Below are 23,541 nucleotides of genomic sequence, written 5' to 3'. Positions count from 1 at the left end.
TTCGGAGTATGTGAGAAAAATCACGAAGTACAAGAATCCAGAAAACTGCGGGCGGTAATGTGTTTTCCCTACTAGGCCGTGCCGATGAGCGAGCGCAATTTCCTGCGCCGCTTCAAACAGGAAGTCGGTGTGACCCCAATGGAGTTCATCCTGCGGGTACGTCGCCCCGCTTCGTAAGAAGCGAGCGATAGCTGGCTGCTTCCTCAACCGGCTCCACGGAGATTCCCATGAAACAAGCTGTCGCACGCATGATCGATAGCGGGTGCATTGCACTCGCGGCTGTCATTGCTGCCCATATCGCGCCTGAACAGGGGCGCCAGAGCGGTCCATTTCAGCTGCTGTTTGCAATCGTTATCCTGATGTCGTCAGCGGCTCTTTTGCCGATTGTGCGCGTCTATGCCGTACCACCCATGCGCTCGTTGTATCGCCTTTGGACCCGAGTTCTGCCGGCATGGCTGGCCCTGCAGTTCGCGGGCTTGCTCCTCCTGCTGTCCATTCAGCACCAGGACGAGACGCTTGTGTCCTGGATCGCATGGTGGACCGGTATAGGCGTCGTACTGCTTGCGGCATGGCGAGTGATTGCCTCCACCATGCGCCCCTCTCAGCGCGTTGTCGGGTTGCGTGCCCGTAACATTGTCGTTGTGGGCAACGGCGAATACCTCAAACTGATCGTTGCGAAGGTCGACTCCAGCAATCGCCCCGATTTCCGTGTCGCGGAAGTTGTCGAGTTGCACGACACTGGCGACCGGCCCGGCTCCGCCATGGGCGAGCACGGCCAGACCAAACTGGCCCGTCTCGCAGGGCTAGCGGAGTCCGGCGGCATTCACGAGGTATGGCTCGCCTTACCGCTGTCGGCCCATGCCGCGGCGGCCCATTGCATCGAAGCGCTCAAGAACACGCTCGTGGAAATTCGGCTGATGCCGGACTTCATGCCGCTCGGACTGTACGTCGGCGTCGCGTCGCTCGGCACACTCGACATCCCCTCGCTCAGTCTTTCTCCGTCGGCCATTTCTGATGAGGCGATGACCGGCAAGGAGATCTTCGACAGGGCCTTCGCACTGGTTGCACTGATCGGGCTTGCACCGCTATTCGTGGCGATCGCGATCGCCATCAAGCTCTCGTCGCCGGGCCCGGTTTTCTTCCGGCAACGCCGTAAGGGCCTGAAGGGACGGCCGTTTTCAATCTACAAGTTTCGTTCGATGCGAGTTCATGCGCAAGAGCGTGGCGTAGTGCGTCAGGCGACACGCAACGACAACCGTATCACGCCCGTAGGGCGCTTCCTGCGCCGCACGAGTCTCGACGAGATTCCGCAGTTCATCAATGTCCTGCGCGGCGAAATGTCGATCGTCGGTCCTCGTCCCCATGCGCTTGAACACGACGACCTGTACGGACCGCTGATCTCGGGCTATCTCGACCGCTATCGCATCAAGCCGGGCATTACCGGCTGGGCGCAGATCAACGGCTATCGAGGCGAAACGGACGCGCTGGAGAAGATGGCAGGCCGCGTCGAGTATGACCTGTATTACCTGCGCCATCGATCGTTCTGGATGGATATCAAGATCGTGCTACGCACGGTGGTCCGTGGGTTCTTAAGCAAGCAGGCGTACTAGTCATCGTGCGGAGCCGCGGACCGCGAGAAGGAGGTCGGCGAGCCCAATAAAAAGGAATCGGAGTGAAGCAATTGAAAGTCAGGTCCAACGCGCTGCGTCGCGGCGGTGTCAACATGTTTTCGATGAATCGGGTTGTATGGATTGCGGCGCTCCAGTTCGCCTTGTCCGCCTGTTCGGTTGCGCCCGGCATGAAAATGCAAAAAGCGTCTACGTTGCCGATAACCAGTGCGAGTGAGCAAGCGCCGGCCGAGCAATTGCCCGTACCGATGACCGAAGTGACCCTGTCGTCAATTGACGAGATCCGCAGTGAAGCTGAACGCCGTAACGACGCCAGCGCCAGCGCCCTGCTCGGCCGCGGCCAGGCTTATACGATCGGTGCTGGCGATGTGCTCCAGATCACGGTCTGGGACCACCCGGAACTGGCCGCGGCTTTGGGCGCGCAGCCACCTGCGAACGCGCGCACCTACGACCCGCCGCCGGGATTCGTCGTCGACGACACAGGCTATCTGCGGTTTCCCTTCGTCGGAAATATTCACGTCGAGGGCATGAAAGTCGACGAAGTCCAACGCAAGCTTGCGGCGGAACTGAGCAAGTCGTTCCACGATCCTCAGGTGACGGTGCGTATCGCGTCGTTTCGCGCGAAGCAGGTGTACGTCGACGGCGAAGTACGTACGCCGGGAGCGCAATCCATCAACGATATCCCGACGACACTGTACGACGCCATCAGTCATGCCGGCGGGTTCAGCGCGGCTGCGGATCAGAGCCGCATTACGTTGACTCGCAACGGTCAGTCGTACGACATCAATTTCACGGGGATGCTGCAGCGCGGTTTGAACCCTTCGAAGATCATGCTGCGTCCCGGCGATCTGATTCGCGTCTCCGCCAGAGAAGAAAACGGCGTGTTCGTGCTGGGTGAAGTGACAAAACCCATTACCGCGCTGCCGCTACGCAGCGGTCAGTTGACGCTGAGCGACGCGCTTTCACAGGCGGGCAGCATCAGTTCGACCACCGCGGACGCCGCGCAACTGTATGTGATCCGCGGGCTCGGCAAGGACGCACGTGTCTTCCACCTCGACGCCGCATCGCCCGTATCGATGATTCTCGCCAATCGGTTCGAACTACAACCGAAGGACATCGTCTACGTCGACGGAAACGGGCTGGTTCGCTTCAGCCGCGTGTTGAGCCTCCTGCTTCCTGGTATCAACGCCGGACTTACGGCGGGGTTGGTGACGAAATGACCATGACATTGCGATTTCTCCGAAGCCAGCGCGTGACGGTGCGGTCATGGTGAATCGCCGTTCCGCAATGGGTCTCTCAGCCGGCGCCGCAATACTGGGTGCCACGGCTCTCTCGCGTGGGTGGGGCGAATCCATTGAGAATCGATCACCGAGCGGATTTCGCTGGGTCAGTGACTTCGCCGCCAAGGGCAAGGGTGCGACGGACGACACCGGCACGTTCCAGCGCGCGATCGACTACGTGCGCAATATCGCACTGCGCACGCGCGACACGTCGTGCTTACCGGTCTTGATGATTCCGGCCGGTCGATACGTACTCACGGAGACGATCGACACCGCGCCCTGGATCAAGCTGTGCTCGGTGGGCGGCGTCCTGCTCGACTTCTCCCAGTTGCCTGTGGGTTGGGACGGCTTGACCTGCAGAAACGAAACCACGCTTCCCGCGACAGAGTTGCGTTTTCCGGGTGACCGCTCGCCGTTCCTCGACGGCACAGGCGGCACGATCTCGATACTTGGTCCCGGGAAGGCGCGGGCCGAAGGATGGGGCATCGTGATGGGCAACCGGCAAGCCGGATTTTCGGGCGCCGTGAGAGACGCGGGTGGCCGCAATGTCGTGGTCACGGGCTGGCGTGGCGCGCTCCGGATCGATCCGCTCAATACGTACCTCACCGCGTGGTTCTCGTCGCGGTTCGAACAGAACCGCGAGAACGGCGTTTACGTGGCTGCGGGGGTGGGCAGAAGCGTGAATAGCGGCGAACGGATGACCTTCGTCGATTGCACGTTTGCCGGGTCCGCGCGTGCCGTCGACATCAACTCGGACAGCATGGATTTTGTCTTCGATGCCTGCTCGTTCGATTTCAACGGCGACGTGGTGTATTTCGGCCGTCAGGCTCGTTTTGGCACGGTGGCGCTCAACCACTGTCACATCGAGGGTATCGACGGACTGCTGGTCAACGCTACGGCTTCGGGTAAGCATCTTCGCACCGTGTTCCGCGACTCGATCGTGTTGCCGAGACGCTGGAAGCGCAAGGACCTGAACAATGCGCCTCGTCAATTGGTCGCGGGCACCGCGAAGTTCTCCGCCTCCGGCGTCGAGTGGCGTTTCGAGTCTCCACCGCAGGGGGCGTTGACGGCGTTGATTGGTGACGAGGTGCCCGTCGAGTCGGTGACCGCCATGAGCTTCCAGAAGGTTCAGGCGCTGCCGTGGCGGGGAAGCGTGATCAACGCCGACAGTCTCTTCACGCTGGATCGCCCAGGCACGCGCGTGGACGCGCTCACGCACTGGAGCATGTCAGTCGCCACGCCCGGTCAGACTGAAGGCCAAATCGTCGCTTCGGATACGGTTGCCGGAAACAGCGCAGTGGCCGGCTCGAGGCAGGCCTTGCGGCTGGCATCGAACGATCAGGATAACGCGCCATTCTCGGTGATCACACGTACACCTTTCCCGGTCAGTCCCGGCGAAACCGTTCTGGCCGCGTGTACTGCCACAGCGACGGGCACAACGGGTCGCACGGCATTTTCGTTCCAGTTTTTTGCGGCAGGGGGCGTTCCGCTGAGCGTGAGCGAATCGCAAAGCGCGGCGAATGAACTTCCGTCTGCACAAGCAGCCGTTCCAGCCGGCGCCGTTCAGGCTGTCCTCAAGACGACCTTCACCGGCTGGACGGGAAAGCTCGAGATCAACGAACTCGCGGTATGGCGCTCGTCATGACGTTGGATGCGCGAACGCCTATTCGAGTCAGCAACGTCTCAACACAAAGAAAGAACAACCAGATGATTTCCAACGTTCTAATGGTTTGCCACGGAAACCTTTGCCGCAGCCCGATGGCTGCTGCCCTTCTTCAGCAACGCGTCGAAGGTCTGCGCGTCGGTTCCGCCGGTCTGGCGGCCGAGGTGGGACAACCGGCGGCGACCGAGGCCGTCGCGGTACTTTCCGAAATGGGCATCGACATCCAAGCGCACCGCGCCACGCAGTTGACCCGACAGATCGCGAACGACGCGGAGCTGATACTGACGATGACCGCAGCACAGACGCGAAGCCTGCAGTCGCTTTATCCTCTGATGCGCGGCCGCATCTTCTCGATACGCGGCTTCGACGATGCGGATATCGATGATCCGATGGGCATGCCCATCTCCGCATTCCGCGCGTGTCGCGAGGCATTGACAGACGGTATCGACTACTGGGTACGGCGACTGAAAAGCCTGAATGAACCGACAGGCGACCGCGTCTATCCGGAAGCCGTCTGCGTTGGCGGAGGTGCACAGTGACCCCGCCGTATGCTCCGCACGAAGCAGCCGCCACTGAGAAAGAGTTCAACCTGGCGGCGATGCTCGATGTCTTCATGCTTTATCGCCGCATGATGCTGTGGATTTTCGGAGCCGTCTCGATTCTCGGCATCGCGGCGGTACTGCTATCGGATCCGCAATATCAGGTCAACATCATCACTCAGGTCGACGAGGGCTCTGCCGCAACCACCGCGTCGTCGCTGCTGGGCCAGGATCTTTCGTCGATGCTCGACGTCAAGTCGTCCGCCGACACGGAGATGCAGGTGCTCCAATCGCGGCTTGTCGTGGCTTCGGCCGTCGATAACCTCCGTCTGGATATCGAGGCGGAGCCCGCGCGTTTTCCGTTCATCGGTCGTGCCATCGCGCGATCCAGCAAGGGGCTGTCCCAACCTGGCTTCCTCGGCATGGGCGGATACACGTGGGGTGACGAGAGCGCAAGCGTCCAGCGCTTCGACGTTCCCACCGGATTCGAGGGAGAACAGTACCGCTTGACGGTTATGGGCGCCGGGAGCTACCGGCTTTCGGGCGCCGGCCTCGAACAGGAGGTTGTTGGCCGGATCGGCAAGACCGAGACTTTTGTCAGCGGCGACGGTCCGATCACCTTGCACGTGAGCGCGATCCGCGCGGCACCTGGCGCGCGCTTCAAGCTCACGCGGCAATCGCGTCTGGAGACGATCGACAAGCTTCAACGCAGTCTTTCCATCAGTGAGCTGGGCAAGGATTCCAATGTTCTTCAGGTCAAGCTGCGCGGCAGCGATCCGGTGCTGATCACGGCAATCCTGAACGATATCGCCCGCCACTATGTCGGCCAGAATGAGGACCGCAAGGCGGAGCAGGCCGCGCGATCGCTGACCTTCCTGCGCGGCCAGGTACCCGACTTGCGTGCGAAACTCGATGCCGCGGAAAGTACCTATGCCGTGGTTCGGAGCAAGCTGGGATCGGTGGATCTCGACGGTGAGGCGCGCGCCATCCTGCAGCAATCCGCCGACAATGAGACCCAGGTCAGCACACTCCTGCAAAAACGCGCGGAGGCGCTGACCCGCTTTGAGCCGACGAATCCAACGGTGGTCGCGCTCGATCGCCAGATCAAGGTGCTGCAGGCGCAATCGGCCGGGTTCAGTCAACGCATCGATCGTCTGCCGGACACCCAACGTCGGGTGGTGACGGCACAACGTGACGTCAAGATCAGCAATGACCTCTACGTCGGCTTGCTGAACAACATCGAACAGTTGCAGATTCTGGAGGTGGGACGGATCGGGAACGTCCGCGTTCTCGATAACGCGTTGTTGCCCGACCAGCCGATCCGGTTGTGGCGCCCCGTGTTGTGTCTCGTCGTGGTCGTGCTCGCCATGTTTGCAGCGGCCGCTACCGCGTTCATCCGCGATCTGCTGTTCCGTGGGATTTCCGATTCACACGAGATCGAAGAACAGACCGATCTCAGCGTGTTCTCGGTGGTGCCGATGGCGAACCGCAGTGGCTTCCGGTTGTCCGGGTACTTGCGTCGAAAAACACCCCCGCGGCGACCGCTGGCGTTCGTCGATCCGGCCGACCCCGCGATCGAGAGTTTGCGCAGTCTTCGTACGGCATTGCAGTTTTCGCTGTCCGACTCGGGCAACAAAGTCGTGATGTTTACCGGGCCGTCACCCAACATCGGTAAATCGTTTATCGCGTCGAACGTGGCCGCGGTTCTCGCACGGACGGGCAAACGTGTCCTGTTGATCGACGGTGACCTTAGACGCAGCGGACTGAGCCGTGCCTATGGCTGCCACTCGGCCGTTGGGCTATCTGACGTGATCGCCGGTGCCAGTGGGCTCGACGCGTCGATCCGCAACGTCGAGCGCTCAACGCTCGACTTTCTCCCAAGCGGGTCGATGCCGCCCAATGCTGCCGACCATCTGAGCAGCCCGAGCGTGTCCGATCTTTTCCAGACCCTCTCCGCGCGGTACGACGTGGTGATCGTCGACACCGCACCGCTCCTCCCTGTACCCGACGCCGCCATTCTTGCGCCCTATTCCAATGGCAATGTGTTCCTGGTGGCGCGCGCCTCCATCACGAAGCCGGCGGAACTCGAAGAATGTGCGCGCCGCCTGCGGCAGGTCGGCGTCGACGTGAAAGGCGTGGTACTCAACGGGATCGATCGGCATGCAGGACGATTCCGGTATGGCACGACCTACGGAAGCTATCGCTACGCGAGCTCGCGAAGCAAAGATCCTCGCCCCGTGCTGGACGAGGTCGCGCAATGACGCAGCGAGGCCGCGATGCCTGGGCGGCATCTTTGCTCTCCGTCAGCGCGCTGGGATCGGCCGGGCTGGCGTTCGCCGTACAGGCGATGCTGGCGCGGTCGCTGTCACCTTCGGAGTACGGACAGTTCGCCGCCGCGCTCGCCGTCGTGACCATCATTGCCCCGGCGGTCGGCTTCGGCGTGCCGTCCTTCTGGCTAAAGGCCTACGGCACCGAAGGCTGGGCGGCAAAGCGCTGGATGGAGGCATCGGTTCGTTTCATCACTCGCAGCGCGCTCGTGTGCCTCGTCGCCGCCGCCCTCTGGGCATGGGTCGGCACGGCCGACGCGCGCACCAGCCAACTGCTGCTGTCGATGCTCCCCGTGGTATTGACGCAGGGCGTAATCGAAATGGCCTCGGCGAAACTGCAGCTCGAAGAGAAGTTCGGGCGGGTTGCGATGTGGCAGGCACTGCAGCATGCCGGACGTCTCGTACTGGTGCTGGCTTGCTGGCAGCTGGGGGCGAGCAGCGAGGCGATTGCGCTCGGCTTCGGCTGCATGGGCGCAATCGTTACGCTGTGCGCCTGGCGTTCGGTCTCCGCGCTGCGGCGTGGTGCTGTGGAACTGATTGGACATGGGGCGAAATCCGCAGCGCGACGGATGAGCGGGAGTTTGCCAACGCCGTCGATCCATGAACTCTGGCTCTACGCCATGCCCTTCGGCGTCTCCAGTCTCCTTTTCTATGCGTACGGACAAAGCGGGCTGGTGATCGTCTCGCACCTCGGCACGTCGCAGGACGTCGGCGTCTATAGCGTCGCCGTGACGATCCTGACCGCGCTCTATCTATTGCCAACCGTTTTGTTCCAGAAGCTCCTGATGCCGCGCCTTCATCGTTGGGCTGCGTCGGGCGACGAGCGTCTCGAACGAGTGTACCGGGACGGCAACAAATGGATGTTCGCCTCCGGTGTCGCACTGGCCGGCATCGCAGCATTGCTCGCGCCGTTCGCAATCCCACTGGTATTTGGCAGGCAATACGAGCAATCAGTGAATGTAGTGATGCTCATGACGCTGAGCACGCCATTCAGATTCCTGACCGTCAGCGCATCTTCCGTGATGACGACCCGCAATCTGATTCACGTGCGTAACCGCTGCGCCTTCGCTGCGTTGTTATTCAGTGTCATTGCTGGCGTGATCGGCGTGTCGCTCGCAGGCATCGTCGGCGCCGCGGTTGCGTCGGTCGCAGGCGAGGTCGTCTGGGCTGCGCTGTCCGTGCTGTGCGCCCGTCGTTTCCTGGCCGGTGCACGGCGCAAGCCGGCACCGGTCGCCGACGTTCAGCAGGATGCCCAGATTGCGCCCTCCTTGCTATCCGAACAGATTCCGGTGAGCGTGATCATTCCATGTTTCAACTGCCGCGCTACGATCGGGCGAGCCGTCCAGTCGGTATTCCTACAGACGTGCCGCCCAGGTGAGTTGATCCTCGTCGACGATTGCAGCACCGACGGCACACTCGACCTTCTCGGCCAACTGGCGCTGAGGTATCCAGCCAACTGGATCCGCGTACTGCCGCAGCCTCGCAACGCTGGACCGGGTGCAGCGCGTAATGCCGCATGGGCGGTTGCAACACAGCCCTACATCGCGTTTCTCGACTCGGATGACAGTTGGCATGCCGCCAAGATGGAGATCCAGTACGGATGGATGCGTGCTCGTCCGGAGGCGGCGATCACTGGCCATCCTGTGGCGCAACTCGAGCCCGGCGAGCATCCCGAATCGCAACCATGGCCTTCTGCCATCGCGCCGCGCCGCATGTCGCGACAGCGCATCCTGTTCTCGAACCGCTTCACGCCGTCCAGCATTCTGATGCGCGCAGATGTCGGCGCCCGGTTCGACGAGAAGAAGCGGCACGCTGAAGACTATTTCATGCTGCTTGAAGCTGTTCTGGTGGAGCAAGGCGAGGCCTACCTGTTTCCGGTCACCCTTTCATACGTCTACAAGGCGCAGTTCGGTGCGCAAACCGGCTTGAGCGCTCAACTCTGGAAAATCCAGAAAGGTGAACAGGATAACTACCTCCACTTTCGCAGACGCAGAGTCATCAGCAACGTCGAATGGCTATGTTTTTCCCTGTTGAGCGCAGCCAAGTATTTTCGGCGCTGCGTGCTGTCGCGGAGATTTACGTGAGAAAAGTACCCGCATCCAGCGCACAGCACCAACCGGCGAGGCGTTCAGAATGACTTACTACCTCGTTCCCCTACTAATCTTTTACTTCGGCGTGGCGCTGTGCATTGCCTATGGCGGCACCAATCCTGCGGTCGTTCTCACGTGTGCGTTGCCGATGGTCGCTCTGGCCGTTTTGCGCGGCCATAGCGGTACTGACACGGCTGCGTATTACCAGGCGTTCACGGACCTTGGCCAAGGCAACGGCTACGGCGCCGAGCCGCTATTCAATGCGTATGCGCAGTTTCTCTGGGCAATTGATCCCGACCCGCGGTTCGTCGTCAACAGCATTTCGATGACTACTGCGCTGCTGTTGCTGTGGTCCATTTCCCGTAGCCGCTTCGGCATCTGGTTCGGCGGACTGGTGCTCGTGCCCGGCATGTTCTACGAACTGACCATGAATGTGATGCGATTCGGTCTCGCATCGGCGATTTTCCTGTTCGCGACCCGCGTTTCGCCGCACCAGAAACCGCTTCGATACTTCATTTACGCTTTGATCGGCACCTGCGTGCATTTCTCTTCAGCGCTCCTGTTCCTGCTTTTCATTGCGACGACCCGGCGCGGACACACGCTGATGTTTGTCGGCGTTGCGGTTGCCGTCATCGGTGGTTCACTTTTGATGCCGGACTACTTCGCCGACAAGACCAGTCTCTACACCGGCATAGCGGCCCCGAATGCGTCGTCCGGACTGCTCTTTCTGATGATCCAGATGCTGATGCTGGGCGTGATGATCGTGTACCGGCGGCAGTTCGCCATTCCACCTATCGGCTGGCTGATCTGCGCGTTGCTGGCGGCAGTGCTTTACGGCATGACCCAGGTGACTTATGCGGGCATCCGCTTTCAGTTGATCCTCGTGAATCTGATGTTGGTCGTCCTCTGGCGTCAGTTCGCTCCGCCGACCGGACGCATGCAGACAAATCTGGCGGCGTGGCTATTCCTCATTGGACTGATCGCGCTCGCAGGACGCATCCACAACATGACTGATGAAGAAGGACACGGGGAATCACCGTTCTTGCCTTATCAGATGGCTCCAGCAATCCAGGAACTAGGGTAAGCGATCATGCGACAAAAAATCGTACACGTAACGGAAGCTCTGGGCGGCGGCGTGCTGCATTGCGTTGCCCTACTGGCCAATCGTCAGGCAGCCGCAGGTGACCAGGTCGTCGTGCTGCATTCCATGCGGCAAGACACGCCGCCGACTGCGAAGCTGGATCAGTTGTTCGATCCGAGGGTGCATCGTCAGGTCGTCGACATGCACACCAGCATCGGAGCCCACGATATCGTCAGCGTGTTCCGGCTCCTCATCGCTCTGTTTCGGGAGCGGCCGGACATCGTTCATCTTCATTCGTCGAAAGCCGCCGCGTTGGGGCGGATCGCGGCACGCTTCCTCGGCATCACGGCGCATACCATTTATTCGCCACACGGGTTCGCCTTTCTCAAGGAGGACATTTCGCCGCTCAAGGCAAAGCTGTTTCTGCTGATCGAGCGGATGCTGCATGCAACGGGTGGACACATCGTTGCCTGTTCGAAGAGCGAATTGCGTTATGCACGAATGCTGCTTTTGGGTGCGGAGCGCACAAGTCTGGTCGAGAATGCGGTGAAACTCGATGGGTTCGATCCGGGCGGCCACAGACAGGCAGGCGAAGCCGTGGTCGTATGCACGTCGGCGCGGGTCACTTATCAAAAGGCTCCATGGCGATTCACGCGTCTTGCGCAAAACATTGCGGGAACCTCGAACGCGCACTTCGTGTGGATCGGCGATGGCGAAGCCGACGCAATCGACCGTTGGATCGATCGCGATGCGATTCAGTTGACTGGCTGGATTCCCGCGGGGGACCTTCGGCGACGACTTCTGCAATCCGACATCTTCGTTCTGCCTTCGCTATGGGAAGGCATGCCGATCGCACTAATAGAAGCACAAGCCGCGGGGCTTCCGGCGGTAGCCAGCCGCATTGTCGGCAACCGCGATGTCATCGTCCACGGCGTCACGGGCTTCCTCGCGAATGATGATGAACAGTTGGAACATTACACCCGCCAGTTGATCCACGACGTTGAACTCCGTCAACGGATGGGTGCCGCTGCGACTGCCCACGCGCGCGCCCGTTTCGGCGACACGCAGTTCTTCCGTTCATACGTGGGAGCGTACCGGCGATTGCTGACGCCGGTACAAGGCCGCCGCTTGCCGGCCGTGACGCACACACTTTCACCTGAGGTCCTGAAATGAGCGCGCCCGAAACCGAAGCGCCGTCCGCAGTCGCATCGAGCCCTCGCTCCACTCCCGCGTCGCAGCACGGCGACGTCCATCCAGCGTCTATCCGCCGCGAGACACGCATCGCTTTCTTTGGATTCTATGGGCGACACAACTTCGGCGACGATTTGTTCGGATACTTGCTGCAATCGATATCGGTCAGAGCACCGGGGATTCGTCCGCTGATAGTGGGTGCATCGCCCGCGCAAGAATTGACGCATCGGTTCCACTTGCCAGTTGCGCGTGCATTGTGGGCGCGTCCTGGCGCAATGGGCGCGGCGGCGCGGTCACTGACCTATGTGGCCGCCGTGATGCGTGCGCGGGCAGCGATCTTCGGTGGAGGCTCGCTATTCGGCGCCCATGCATCACTGCCCTTCGCAAAGCTGATCGTCAACGTTGGGCGACGGTTCAACAGGCCCGTCGCCGCGCTTGGCGTATCGGTCGGGCCATTCGCAACGGCGGAGCGGCGCCACGCGTTTGCGAGCGTTCTTAGAGCGATCCCGTGCATTGCGGTCCGCGATGAAGCGTCGGTCCGCGCAGTCGCCGACGCGACAGGATCGGCACCTGCCAACCTCAAGGACCTCGCTTTCGCGTTACCTGCTCTCTATACCCCAAAGCGCAGGAGCATTGATCGACGTACTCTGGTTGTGTCCATTCATCTGCGGCAATACATGGATGCTGTGCTCGCTATACTCACCAAAGTCGACAGCCAGCACCTCGTCGACGAGGTGCTGTTCGTCTCGCTCGACGACGAAAGCGTCGCTGTAACAGGAGACATTGCTCGCCTGTTCTCGCCAGCGAACGTTTCCGTGGGGCGCTTTCAATACGGCGATTCGATTACCGAGGTGGTTGATCTGCTTACTTCTGCAACGTGCGTCGTCACCTCGAAACTGCACGGCGCGATCGTGAGTTTTGTGTATGACGTCCCTATCATGCTGTTCTGCTATCAGCGCAAGTGCGCCGAATTTCTGCTGGACAACGCATTGCCGGGACCACAAGAACCACAGCCGCCGGACGACGTGTGCGTCAGACACGTCACGGAGCTTCTTTCACGCGACAGCCGCGAGCAACGATATTCAAGCGCCGGGTGGCATCTCGACCAGTTCACGCAGTTCATCTCCGGTATTGGCAACTTCCGTAGCGGACACTGCGCTCGCGCGATGGACGGTTGATGCGTGATGTGGAGCGTCAGGTCGCCAAGGTGGCAGATCCAGGCCGTGCTGCATCGATGGAGATGATTGACCGCACTAAGCGGGATCCTGTCGCAGAAGCCGAAGGACATAAATAGGCCCTACGCGTTGCACGCACCAGAAGTGGAATGTCTGGCGAAGGGCAAAGCTCGCACACGGTACGATATTGGCGTGAAAGTAGCGATCACGACGACCCACAAGGACTCGTAGTTGGGACGCGTTGGATGCCGGGCAATCCTGTACGACGGCGTGCGACGTGAAGTTACATGAATGATTGTTCATCAGGCTCTTGTCAGACAGGAAACCGGCTGTTCCGTCAGCCGTAACCTACCGATGCATGCGGAACTGGTAACGGTTCGGTATGAAGCCATTGGGACAACGTACCCCGTTCAATAAACGACAGGTGCCTTGTGAGGGGCATGGTCGTCTGCTAGCAACAAGGCGGACAGGGGGCAAGGTTGGGCAGTATGGTTACGCTTGTGCCGACGCTACCGAAAGCTCGTCGCGCGTGCAAAGCAGAAGAACATCGCGCTGATCGCGGTCGCCCGCGAACTCAGCGGGTTCATTTGGGATGTCGGCCGGCTCGCAATGTCGCTCGCCGTGAGGTGCGAGGGATCTGCGGTGTAACGCGACATCTGAACACCTCCTGAATCATTCCACCGCTTGAGGGGGAGTTTCCTGAAGGCGGCGTAGCGCGGCACACGAGTAACCCGCGACAATGCCACGCAACGGATACGTTCGGACTTGCGAGGTTAGATAGCGGCAGGCTCATTGGAGCGGACCTCTGTAATGCGGTAAGGGTTCAAAATTTGCCCCGTCTCGAAAGAGTGCAGACGTCCGTGTGGTGCAGATGTCGTAGGCCAGTATCTGAGAATCGACGAAGGGAAGCTTGATAGAGGCCGGTATCACTACAGTTCGGCGCCCTTCACCTGAGTAACGAGGGGAATCAACGATATGACGCGTGCGAAGTGTGCTGGGTGACGCGATGCACGCGGTACTGTGCGGCGCCTGCCAGAGCCTCCTTTAATGACTTTCTTTTTTTGCAAGCTGGGGTTGATTCATCCATCAATTCCCAATGTCATCAAGAACACATTCGGAATTCAGCAGCGAGACAGACTGCACACCTATCAGCGGGAGCGCCCAGTGCTTATTAGCTACAGGGGCAATGCTTCAGTCCAGCGCGGCAAAAATGGGCTGTTACGGACGTATCAGAAATCTTGTGTGCTGAGGCTGGTTAGAAATCTCAGTTGATGGCGCTGGTGAACCGCTCGCCGAACAGAATGGCGAACTGATTCACTGCTTGCCGCCAGGTGATAGGCAGCATCTTCCAGTCCTCTTCGATGTTGCGCAAGGCCAGATACAGCAGTTTGCTGGCGGCCTCGTCGCTCGGGAAGTGACCGCGGTTCTTGACGATCTTGCGAAGCTGCATGTGCATGCTTTCGATCGCGTTTGTCGTGTATATGATTCTGCGTACCTCCGGCGGATAGGGAAGAGCGGAACGACTTGTTCCCATCGGCGCTGCCACATCGCGGCGACCGTTGGGAATTTCTTGCCCCATTCGCTTCACGAGAAGGCTTGCAGCGCCGCCTCAGAGGCTTCGGCGGTGGCGGCCTGATAGATCGGCTTGAGCGCCGCAGCCAACGGCTTACGGTCCTTCCAGCTCGCCAGATTCAGCGAATTGCGGATCAGATGCACGATGCAGGTCTGGATCTGGGCGACCGGGTACACCGCTTCGATCGCCTCGGGGAAGCCGCGCAGGCCGTCGACGACGGCGATCAGAATGTCATGCAAGCCGCGGTTCTTCAGTTCGTTGAAGACCTTCAGCCAGAACTTGGCACCTTCGGTTTGCTCGATCCACAAACCCAGCACTTCCTTGCGCCCGTCGGCCCGAATGCCCAGCGCGAGATACACCGCCTTGTTCCTGACCGTGCCTTCGTCGCGGATCTTCAGTCGAAGTGCGTCGAAATACACGATCGGATACATCGCCTCGAGCGGGCGTTGCTGCCACTGTTCGACTTCGGCCAGCACCTTGTCGATGACGGTGGAAATCAGATCGGGCGACACCTGCAGGCCATATAGTTCCAGCAAATGGCCCTGAATCTCGCGCACGCTCATGCCGCGCGCGTACATGCTGATGACGTGATCGTCAAAGCCCGGCAGCCGGCGCTGATACTTGCCCACCAACTGCGGCTCGAATGTCGCCTGCCAGTCACGTGGAATGTCCAGATTCAGTTCGCCATTGGGCGTGATGACCGTCTTGGGGCTGGTGCCGTTGCGGTGGTTGCCGGTCTTGCCTTGCCCGGTCCCGGCTTCCAGATGGTGGCTCAACTCGGCCGCGAGCATGCGCTCGGCCAGCCGTTTCTTGAGCTGGCCGGCCAGACCTGATTCGCCCAGGACCGACTCAGCATCCTTGCCCTGCACCTGCGCAAGCAATTGGTCGATCAACTCATCGGGAGACAGCTTCGGTGCCTTCGGGTTCCTGTTCTTCTTTGTCACGGTTGCTTCGGTCATAGGACGTTATTTCCGTTATCGTCTCGTGACCTCGGCACACAGAAAGTCTGACAGGCTCGCTGTTACCCGCCGCGCACCCTGCTGGATTAACTCATCCAGCCCGGACGGCCCTTGCATTTCTGTTGCTGCTGTTTGACTGCTGCTCGCTTCATGAGTACGTCGCGATGGTGGTGGGCTTCTAGTTGCTGGGCATCACCTTGGAAAGCGACATTTTCACGCAACCGCCACCGCCTTCTAAAATTCCTCCCGACCGCCATACACCGGAGTGGCCATTGACTCGAGCGCCCACACGTGGGACAACATGGGTTTGAGTCGTGAAGGCTAACTATTCGTAGCCGAGCTTGTGACTCAGAATGGGCGCGAAAAAGAGTGCTATCGCCGAGCCCGCAGCCTTGCCCTCCAGCTGTGCGGCCGCGACCACGGCCTGCATTCCATACGAGTAAGTAAATAGATCAAATAGCTGAGGTAGGCAGTAGAGCGAGGCGGTCACAATGCAACAACCTTGCACGATCGACAAACGCCAACCCTTCTCGAAAGCGACAGCAGCGGCGACGATGCGCAGGATGCTGAAGAACACCAGCGCACCGACGGCTGCCTGTTCGCGGATCAGATACTCAGGAATAAATTCGCCCATAACTCCCAGTACATCGATAGGTTAAACACCCTGAAATTGAAAGCCGCCGATTTGAACGTTGCCATCGATGGCGGACCGCCTGGCACAATCGTTCTTTGTAATTGAACGGAGTTGACTGGTTCTGATATTACCGAAACCGTGTCCGTGCAATGACAATGCGGCTGAATGAACCACGATAATGGCCGATGTAGTCCAGGTCTACCGCCAAAAAAAACGGCATGCGCCCATTGCAGGATTCTCGGACGTGTTGGCCGCGCCCGATTTGGCTGCTAACGCGCATGCGAAGAGACTCATCTAGTCTCGGCAGACTGTCGCGGCCAGTAATTGAGCAGGGAACCTGCGGCACCCGTTTATGTTAGAGGCCGCCGTAGCCCTTATCGGTTTCCTTGAAAAATCACCTCAAGCAACACCGGTGCGCACTAACTCTTGGCGACGTACTTCGACAACGGCATACTGTGTACGTAAAGGCAGTGTTCTCGGTCAACCGGATCTGCCCATAGACGAGCAGCCCGTTGAATTCGGTACGTGACTCGGTGATATCGTCCCCATTGGGTGAGCGTCATGTCATAAGCAAGTTCGTCGGCCGACAAGTCGGTTAGCAGGCCCAAGGCCGGCGATCGCTGCAGGGCTTGAGCCTGCTCGGCAGGCAAACCTGTTTCGAATTTCAGTGCGCCGGACGGCGTAATGCCAAAGTGGGGTATGGCGGTTGTGCTCCTTGGATCGGGCTCGTTTTCCGTTGATCCGATGCGTGAGCTTGAGGCTGCTACGGTGCCACGTGGTGGCGCATCCGATAGTCTGTCGGAGTCGTCGCCAGATATTTTCTGAACAGCTTCGACAACTGCGCGCCGCTGCCGATACCACAGCGGCGCGCAATCTTGTCGACTGGTAGACGGGACTCAACGAGCATCCGGCAACTCATATTCAGACGTGCGCGAAGCAGATAGTCGGAAGGCGTCATACCGATTTCGCTCTTGAAGCGGCGCAGGAAGTTGCGCTCGCTCATCACCGCAACTTGTGCGGCATCGTCGATCAAAATGGGGCGATCGATATTCGCTTCCAGCCAGCGCGCCGATGCCAGTATCTTCTGGCTGATCTGCGGCGGTACGCTCGGCGCGATCGACGAGCTGGACGGCGTCTTGGGTTGCGGCGCGACCGACTCGGTAACCTGCTGTGCCAGATCGGCGCCGAGATCCTCTTCGACGATCCGCAGCGCCGTCGATACGGCGTCCGGTGCTTCTGTCAGCGACCGCGCCGGATGCTGGCCGTATCCTTCGTTGCCGTCATAAAGAAGCGGGCAGTAGCGACCGGGCAGCCCAGCTGCCTGCAACAGCAGTTGACCTTCCGCGATCGGATGTACGACCTCGCTTAACGGATGCCTGCGGCGCAACCAGTTGCTCAACCGCTCGTCGCGGCATGCCTGTTCTACCCCCACACCGCCGGCGATGTACAACAGGTACGTGTCGTTCGTGCCTCGATGCGACTGGACATCGTCGGTCCAGACAAATACCGATGACGAACTGGCGATGCGCCCGCCCGCGGCGGACAGCAGCGAAACGTCGTAACGTGCGCGGCCCGATCGCGGCGCGGTGAGCGAGTTAGCCTTCTGGAAAATCTCGATGATTGCCGCGACTGTGGGCAATGCGAATCCGTTAAACAACGCTATGTCGACGCGAGTTAGAGAACTCGTTCGCGCCGACACGGCACTTTGCCGCGAGCTGTGCGGCAGAGTATGTACCAAGTCCATCTGCTTTTCCCCGGAAATGTGTGGTCTGCAAAGTCTTCTCCCAAGACTCTGTATTTTTCTTATTGCCCCATGCTATACGATTGATTCTCGCTGAAATATTTCATGGCCGAATTGGCCAACACATTGACGGTTGACGACACAGGGCGGCCAGATATCGCACAGCCTGCAGGCCGTTTGATTCGGCCTTTGTGAACAGGTAAATTTCCAGTGCACTGGCGCACGTCTCGACGAAACCGAGACGGAATGTATAGCGCATATATTTTTGACTTAGAGGTGAGTTAAAAAAGGCAGCTCAGCGCGGCTGAAGATCTTCCAGCAGATCAGCGCGCAGGCTAGCTTGAGGAATACGTCATGAATGTCAACGCGACGTTTGAAGCGAATGCGAAGACGACGGAAACCATGAAGCCGCGAGTGAGTTCATTCGACGACCCAACGGCATCTGCCGAAGCCGCTTCCGTGTCCGGTGCGGCGCCTTGCGATTATCGGCCTGATGCCGCAATCGCGAAGGCGGCGCGATGCGCAACGGAATCGAAGCGTCGGTTGTGTAGATGACTTACGGATTGCGACGCGGCCGCCGCGTGTGCCGAGAACTGGCGGGATGGGATCGATCAGCGGCGGCAATTGCGTAACATCTTTGTGGTTCGCGCCGGTCGGGATCGCTCGGACGATGAGCCGACGAGCGCGCATAAGAGATCGAGCTGGCCAGATTCGCGCAACTTGTCCCGCACCCCAGCCTGCCGCCAGTCGTGCAGCCGACGCCAGTAGGTCACTTCCGAGCGGATTCCAACTGGGCCGGTAGATGGTTCCAGTGCATCCCTGTCTTCTGCACAAACAGGATGCCATTGAGCGCTGTGCGGTCCGAGGCTGGGAGGCGCCCCGGATGTCGCTTGCGTCGCAGTTTGGCCAGCGAATGTAGCGCTTCGATCAGTGCACGCAGTTCGTCATCAATGATCGGTGCTGGCATTCCTTGGTCCGTTGTTCAGGCGCCCAAGGTTAGCCGATTTACGGAAAAGCAAACAACCCTCAGGGTTATTTTTGAACGGGCCTCCTCGTATTACAGCCGTGTGCGACACGTGTCGTACACGGCTGTAATACGAAGCCATTTGGAGCACGCGACAAGTCAACGACTTGGTCTTCTCCGACAAAAGCTTCCCGATAACCGCCGTAAAGCGACCCGGCACACGGGAAGAGTTAGAATGATGTCCGGTCGTTCAGGAGATGCGCTTGCAGAAGCGTGCACACGTACATCTTCGCCTGCCCACACCTTAGTCTGGTGCCTTGTCTGTATTGCAAAGACTCTGCAGCTAGATGCGTCCCGGGATACGGTCGCCTGCGCATTGATTCAATGTGACAACTTGCGAGCCGACTTGACTCTCCCGTTGGCGCGGAACCTGGCGATTACGGGTAGGAGGACAGAGCGTCGTTATGGGCTCACGCTTTTAACCTGTCGATCGCCTTCCGGACTAACCGACGATAGGGAGCCACGCGAACCAACGCATTGTGCCCATTTGGGCGCGTGCCTTCTGCGATCGTTCATTAGGTGTTCGTGCGCGATTTGCCCGGGTTTGCGAGTAAGAAGTTTCCTGCCTTTTTGCGCACGCGGCGCGCTTGTATGATGTAAAGCGCCTCGTTCAGCTTGTTGTTCGCCCACAGGGGTTGTCTCAGGCAGGGTTGAGGTAGAAAAAATCTTAGCAAACGAATGTGCTTGAGGCTAACAAAGCTTTGCGCACGAACGTTAACAAGTTCATGTACAAACAAGACATTCAGACAATTGTTTCCGCCGCTCGCGAAACGGCCGATTCTATCGTCGGAGCGCGCGAGTGGAAAACGGCCGAAGATGCCAGCGCGATGCACGCTGTGATCTTTTGGGACATGCTTGCCAAGCGATTGCCTGACACGAGCATTGCAGATCTTCTGTCAATGCTCGACTAGCGGGCGCCGTACGTTCAGATGCAGTCGGAGCCTGATTGGACGGGCAAAAACGATGCATCATGATGCGACGCTCAGGTGCTTTGACAGTTCGCGGCACAGCCGGCCGCTCGTTCTGCCCGACTTCCGCTAACTTGTGTCTGGGGCTTCACCACGACTAATGGTCGAAAAGACCGACCAGCGAGAAGATCTTGACGACTGATCCTTGCTTCGATTGACGCTCACCTTGTTGCTGAATGAAGACTTGCATTGCGCGCGTCATCTCTTCAGCTGAAAGTTTGCGATAGGCGCAGATGTTGTATGTGACGCCGTTTCGCTGGTTTTTGATGAAATTGTCTACCTTTGGTAGCGGCATGATTTCCTCGCAAACGTCAAGTGATTGTCCGGCGGTAGCGGAATTTTATTTCGTCCACGGCGGTGGACCGCGGCTACAATCGTGGATGGACCGGAGCATGCGCGGGGCTGTCATTTAGCTTCGGGAGCGACGGTATCTGCGGCGTTTCCCGATCCTCGCACGAGTAGTCCCTGACGTGATCCATACCGCGCGATATTGAAGGTGTCCACGAGAAAGAATCTACCGCCCGAGGGATCAGTAGGCTGAAAGATTGAGGGTGGGCTTGGCTTGAGATAGGCGAGCCTCCAACGACCGAAGCTAAGCTTAGTCGTTCGGAGCTGGCGGCGGACGCATGCGGCGGCTGGTGTCATGCTCTTGACCGAAGGGGACACGAAAAAGGGCGTAGCCAGACCAGACCGGTCTAAACATACCAGGTCTCCGAAGCTGATTGGAGTCGCCCCTGTAATACCGCACACCACCTCAGACCAAGGTCGATGAATCGGTCCTGCGCCGGAACTCGCATGGCGAGCGGTATCGCAGCGCGCTATGCGGATGCCTTTCGTTGTAATGCTCGAAAGCGACGGCCAGATTGCGAGCGGCCATTGCTGCATCAGGCTTCGGCATCAGGTCAATGTAATTGCGCTTCGTTGTCTTCACGAAGCTTTCAGCCGTCCCCACTGCTCTGTGGGCTGCACACAGGCGTCGTGAGCGGCCTCAGGCCGAGGTCGGAAGCGAACGCGCGCGTCTTCTCTGCGATGTGGCCCGAGACTTCGTTGCTGAGCCATTCAATTTCCGCAGGAGCCTTCAAAACGTCGCTGAAGCGCTGCTCCACAGCTGCGAGCATGACGTCACACACCGCGGCCGCTATGACCAACGGCCGTTGCTGCCCAACTCGTGGTCTCGCGGTCACAGCAGTCATGCGCGAAGGTCACGCGCAGCGGTTGACCATCGTCGCAGCGGAAATTGAGGCCGTCAGAACACTATCGCTGGTTGCTCTTCGGCACAGCCACGTTGCCGTCGTGTCGGCGCTCGATGCGCGGCCACGCATCATCACAGATACTTTCCGATCCCAATCGAATTGAATGCCCACTTGGCGCGTTCGATGGAGACGTGACTACGGCGCGCCCGGTGTCTGGGGAGTGCTTTTCGAGAGGCGCACCCGTGCCGACTCTGCATTGGCAAGCCCGACACGGAGTAGCTCGGGATAGCCTTCTCTACGGCAAAGCTCAAGATATGCTTCAATCGTTTCCTCGCTAGCCAAGTAATCGGACGTGACAAGCGGGGTGATGATAGTTTTTGGTATGGCGATCGTGACGAGGTGCGGGCAGCGTCGCGCGTGCGTTGCTAGACGCCGCACTTCTACGGCGTAGAGCAACAGTTCGCCACAATTCTGTGTCACGTTCGCGGTTCAGTCCAACCTGACGTTCAAAGAAGAGCTAACGACATCAACGATGCCCAGTCTCAAACGACTTAAATCCCAGTTCAACGCTGCGCGTCGTCGCCAGCAAACGGCGGGAGCCTCTCAAAATTGAGCGAGCGTTTGCGACGGCGCGCCCATATCGCGTTCGCATCAGCGGCGGTGCCAGCGGCGTTCGGTGGGCCGCCGGGTGATGCCAGCAATCGAAGGCTTGCGTCAAGAACACAAACCCCGCGAGGGACATCGAGATAGTCGAATGCGGATGCTGGACGGGGAGGGGCGCGTCAGCTTTCGGCGCGATCGAAAAAGCAAATTACCACCATGACCAGTGCCACAATCCAGTACCACAGCGGCAAGCGACGACGTGAAACCAGAACTCGACCGTGGATTTCGCTGTTTCCAAGTCTAAACGATGCAATGTCACAGCTTCCGTGTGTCTGGAAAGGGGAGTGTCTCGCCACATCGTGGTCGTCGGATTTTACCAGCCGTAGATTGCGTTCGCGCGCTCGATGTTGATCAAACCTATTCTGGTCTTGGGGAGATCGCGCCGGAAGCGTTGATAGCGGCCTGTGGGTGCCTATTGCTGGCCAGGGCGCCCCCGGCTTCTAGCCGAATTCCGATCAATTACATAGTCTATGCAAACACCGTAAATCCGCGCTGCCGCGGGAGAGCGATAGTCTTGGCGTCCACAACCCAAGAAAGCCCGTCTCAAGGTTCCAGCTTTGAAGGTTACGTCTTCGACTCGCGTCACGCTTTCCGCCAATCCTTGGGAGCGACTAGCTAGTTCTATGCGCTCTAGCCAGTCAACACGGTCGCCGTGGGAGCGAAGCCAGAGATGCGTAGATTCCACCACCTGCTCGACTGTCAGCCATCTGCGTCCGACGTGACGCATAAGTAACTGCGACACCACGAGAAAAGTCAGGAGTTCGGCCTGGGCGCCGGTATCGGGATACAGTGACGAAGGCATGAGCAATCAGGAGTGGTAGACGGTTATCTCACGCGGCTCCAAGCGGGAAACTGTAGCCCAAAGGTCGACCGCGAAGCGTGAAGACCATGATAGATCGCAAATGATTGAACGCGACCCGAACGGCGGAACAGACCAAGCTATTGACCGAATGCGCCAATTGATGGCAGCAGGTATTTCCATCGAGAATATCGCGCACTAATCTTTTCCCTGCGATATTCGCTTTTCCGTGTGTCGCGGAGCCAGCTTTTTTGATGTTTCACTGAGCCAATTCGTTGGCCTTATCCGCCACTTTCCTCGCAACAAATATTTATCGATTTATGATCGTTGCCGGCCATCTTGGGGGCGCTCCACTTACACCCCTGAATTTTAACCTGCCCATCGAGCACGGGCAGATCTTTAATCTATTCGGTTGGGTCGTGCTGCCGCTTGACGTAGGAAATCGTGAACGAAATCGTTGACCTCATAAATGAGTACGAGGCGATCCAGGATAAGGAATCGCTGTATGCGCGGGTGTTGATGGCCTTTATTGCCGACCGCGAAGTGCGGACACGGCACACCCTCGATAGACAGATCGAAGCGACCACGAGAGATGGGGGGCAGCTCGTGCAGCTTAGACACCTCGCGCAAACCGCTCCGATCGAGTACCTCACCAAGCTATACGATAGTGAGTCATCCCAAGTTCCCTGAAGCGTAGCTGATGCTCACCGACAGGGTCGTCATGCGTCGCACGAACCTCGCGGAATGGCACCCGGGCGAATTCCGGCTGACGATGAATGAGGCGCTATCTAAATCCTCCTGATCGGACACTGCTCGATCAGGGGTGCGGCACCCAGTTATTCAGCTTTCCTGCGGGCTGCCACGAGACGTGCTCGCTCATATTGCAGCCACGTATACGCTATGATCGTGCCACTTCGCACAATGTGCGGAAGACCGAGCGGGTGTAGCTCAATGGTAGAGCAGAAGCCTTCCAAGCTTACGACGAGGGTTCGATTCCCTTCACCCGCTCCAGT

General features: G+C 59.2%; 14 protein-coding genes, 1 tRNA gene and 5 pseudogenes. 14 read left to right on the top strand and 6 right to left on the bottom strand.

Going from position 1 to position 23,541, the window contains the following annotated elements; genetic code table 11:
* The first annotated feature begins 227 nt into the window (after positions 1–227).
* From B0G82_RS38750 to B0G82_RS40955, 11 genes and pseudogenes are all read left to right on the top strand, one after another.
* Complete coding sequence (locus tag B0G82_RS38750) at positions 228–1,610, top strand: undecaprenyl-phosphate glucose phosphotransferase (protein WP_121311452.1); 1,383 nt, start codon at positions 228–230, stop codon at positions 1,608–1,610.
* Between the two features lie 113 nt (positions 1,611–1,723).
* Positions 1,724–2,848, top strand: coding sequence for a polysaccharide biosynthesis/export family protein (locus B0G82_RS38745; RefSeq protein ID WP_121311565.1), 1,125 nt, complete (start codon positions 1,724–1,726; stop codon positions 2,846–2,848).
* 46 nt (positions 2,849–2,894) lie between these two features.
* Positions 2,895–4,553: a hypothetical protein gene (locus tag B0G82_RS38740; RefSeq protein WP_121311451.1), complete on the top strand. Its 1,659-nt coding sequence runs from the start codon at positions 2,895–2,897 to the stop codon at positions 4,551–4,553.
* Entirely contained in the window at positions 4,538–5,110 is a 573-nt protein-coding gene (locus tag B0G82_RS38735) for a low molecular weight phosphotyrosine protein phosphatase (RefSeq protein WP_121311450.1), read from the top strand. Before B0G82_RS38740 ends, B0G82_RS38735 begins: the two co-directional genes overlap by 16 nt.
* The gene (locus B0G82_RS38730; RefSeq protein WP_121311449.1) at positions 5,107–7,371 is read left to right on the top strand and encodes a polysaccharide biosynthesis tyrosine autokinase; all 2,265 of its coding nucleotides are present in this window, start codon (positions 5,107–5,109) and stop codon (positions 7,369–7,371) included. Before B0G82_RS38735 ends, B0G82_RS38730 begins: the two co-directional genes overlap by 4 nt.
* Positions 7,368–9,521: a glycosyltransferase gene (locus tag B0G82_RS40960; protein ID WP_277872825.1), complete on the top strand. Its 2,154-nt coding sequence runs from the start codon at positions 7,368–7,370 to the stop codon at positions 9,519–9,521. The genes B0G82_RS38730 and B0G82_RS40960 overlap by 4 nt, the downstream gene beginning before the upstream one ends.
* 49 nt (positions 9,522–9,570) lie before the next feature.
* Positions 9,571–10,611, top strand: a complete 1,041-nt coding sequence (locus tag B0G82_RS38720) for an EpsG family protein (protein ID WP_121311447.1) — start codon at positions 9,571–9,573, stop codon at positions 10,609–10,611.
* Between the two features lie 6 nt (positions 10,612–10,617).
* On the top strand, positions 10,618–11,781 hold the full coding sequence (locus B0G82_RS38715; protein ID WP_121311446.1) for a glycosyltransferase: 1,164 nt from the start codon (positions 10,618–10,620) through the stop codon (positions 11,779–11,781).
* A complete protein-coding gene (locus B0G82_RS38710; protein ID WP_121311445.1) occupies positions 11,778–12,977 on the top strand; it encodes a polysaccharide pyruvyl transferase family protein in 1,200 nt (399 codons plus the stop codon). The genes B0G82_RS38715 and B0G82_RS38710 overlap by 4 nt, the downstream gene beginning before the upstream one ends.
* Positions 12,947–13,244, top strand: a pseudogene (locus B0G82_RS38705) (IS5/IS1182 family transposase); the annotation flags it as partial. The gene B0G82_RS38710 and the pseudogene B0G82_RS38705, both read left to right, overlap by 31 nt.
* Positions 13,245–13,466: 222 nt before the next feature.
* A pseudogene (locus tag B0G82_RS40955) lies at positions 13,467–13,622 on the top strand (IS110 family transposase); the annotation flags it as partial.
* A 616-nt stretch (positions 13,623–14,238) separates the two neighbouring features.
* Here the strand turns inward: B0G82_RS40955 and B0G82_RS38695 are convergent.
* From B0G82_RS38695 to B0G82_RS38680, 4 genes and pseudogenes are all read right to left on the bottom strand, one after another.
* Positions 14,239–15,506: pseudogene (locus B0G82_RS38695) on the bottom strand (IS256 family transposase).
* Between the two features lie 325 nt (positions 15,507–15,831).
* Positions 15,832–16,140, bottom strand: coding sequence for a hypothetical protein (locus tag B0G82_RS38690; protein ID WP_121311444.1), 309 nt, complete (start codon positions 16,138–16,140; stop codon positions 15,832–15,834).
* A gap of 763 nt (positions 16,141–16,903) precedes the next feature.
* Positions 16,904–17,884 (bottom strand): helix-turn-helix domain-containing protein, encoded by a 981-nt coding sequence (locus B0G82_RS38685; protein ID WP_121311443.1) that lies wholly within the window; start codon positions 17,882–17,884, stop codon positions 16,904–16,906.
* Positions 17,885–18,151: 267 nt separating this feature from the next.
* Positions 18,152–18,848: pseudogene (locus tag B0G82_RS38680) on the bottom strand (transposase).
* 782 nt (positions 18,849–19,630) lie between these two features.
* Between B0G82_RS38680 and B0G82_RS38675 the strand changes: the two are divergent.
* Positions 19,631–19,816, top strand: coding sequence for a hypothetical protein (locus B0G82_RS38675; protein ID WP_106285662.1), 186 nt, complete (start codon positions 19,631–19,633; stop codon positions 19,814–19,816).
* A gap of 154 nt (positions 19,817–19,970) precedes the next feature.
* On the opposite strand, the gene B0G82_RS38670 is transcribed toward B0G82_RS38675, so the two are convergent.
* A complete protein-coding gene (locus B0G82_RS38670) occupies positions 19,971–20,168 on the bottom strand; it encodes a hypothetical protein (RefSeq protein ID WP_106285603.1) in 198 nt (65 codons plus the stop codon).
* Positions 20,169–20,627: 459 nt separating this feature from the next.
* Positions 20,628–21,187: pseudogene (locus tag B0G82_RS38665) on the bottom strand (integrase core domain-containing protein); the annotation flags it as partial.
* Positions 21,188–22,972: 1,785 nt separating this feature from the next.
* Between B0G82_RS38665 and B0G82_RS38660 the strand changes: the two are divergent.
* Positions 22,973–23,218 (top strand): hypothetical protein, encoded by a 246-nt coding sequence (locus tag B0G82_RS38660; protein ID WP_121311442.1) that lies wholly within the window; start codon positions 22,973–22,975, stop codon positions 23,216–23,218.
* Positions 23,219–23,465: 247 nt separating this feature from the next.
* Positions 23,466–23,539: transfer RNA gene (locus B0G82_RS38655), tRNA-Gly, on the top strand.
* Positions 23,540–23,541: the final 2 nt, after the last annotated feature.

It is taken from the genome of Paraburkholderia sp. BL17N1, from assembly GCF_003634175.1.
GTDB lineage: Bacteria > Pseudomonadota > Gammaproteobacteria > Burkholderiales > Burkholderiaceae > Paraburkholderia.
This window is presented reverse-complemented; position numbering and strand designations above follow the sequence as displayed.

Coding starts and splice junctions, on each gene's coding strand:
- B0G82_RS38745 (WP_121311565.1), top strand. CDS start 1,724: ATGTTTTCGATGAATCGGGTTGTATGGATTGCGGCGCTCCAGTTCGCC.
- B0G82_RS38685 (WP_121311443.1), bottom strand. CDS start 17,884: ATGGACTTGGTACATACTCTGCCGCACAGCTCGCGGCAAAGTGCCGTG.
- B0G82_RS38735 (WP_121311450.1), top strand. CDS start 4,538: ATGGCGCTCGTCATGACGTTGGATGCGCGAACGCCTATTCGAGTCAGC.
- B0G82_RS38710 (WP_121311445.1), top strand. CDS start 11,778: ATGAGCGCGCCCGAAACCGAAGCGCCGTCCGCAGTCGCATCGAGCCCT.
- B0G82_RS38715 (WP_121311446.1), top strand. CDS start 10,618: ATGCGACAAAAAATCGTACACGTAACGGAAGCTCTGGGCGGCGGCGTG.
- B0G82_RS38750 (WP_121311452.1), top strand. CDS start 228: ATGAAACAAGCTGTCGCACGCATGATCGATAGCGGGTGCATTGCACTC.
- B0G82_RS38720 (WP_121311447.1), top strand. CDS start 9,571: ATGACTTACTACCTCGTTCCCCTACTAATCTTTTACTTCGGCGTGGCG.
- B0G82_RS38675 (WP_106285662.1), top strand. CDS start 19,631: ATGTACAAACAAGACATTCAGACAATTGTTTCCGCCGCTCGCGAAACG.
- B0G82_RS38690 (WP_121311444.1), bottom strand. CDS start 16,140: ATGGGCGAATTTATTCCTGAGTATCTGATCCGCGAACAGGCAGCCGTC.
- B0G82_RS38740 (WP_121311451.1), top strand. CDS start 2,895: ATGGTGAATCGCCGTTCCGCAATGGGTCTCTCAGCCGGCGCCGCAATA.
- B0G82_RS40960 (WP_277872825.1), top strand. CDS start 7,368: ATGACGCAGCGAGGCCGCGATGCCTGGGCGGCATCTTTGCTCTCCGTC.
- B0G82_RS38670 (WP_106285603.1), bottom strand. CDS start 20,168: ATGCCGCTACCAAAGGTAGACAATTTCATCAAAAACCAGCGAAACGGC.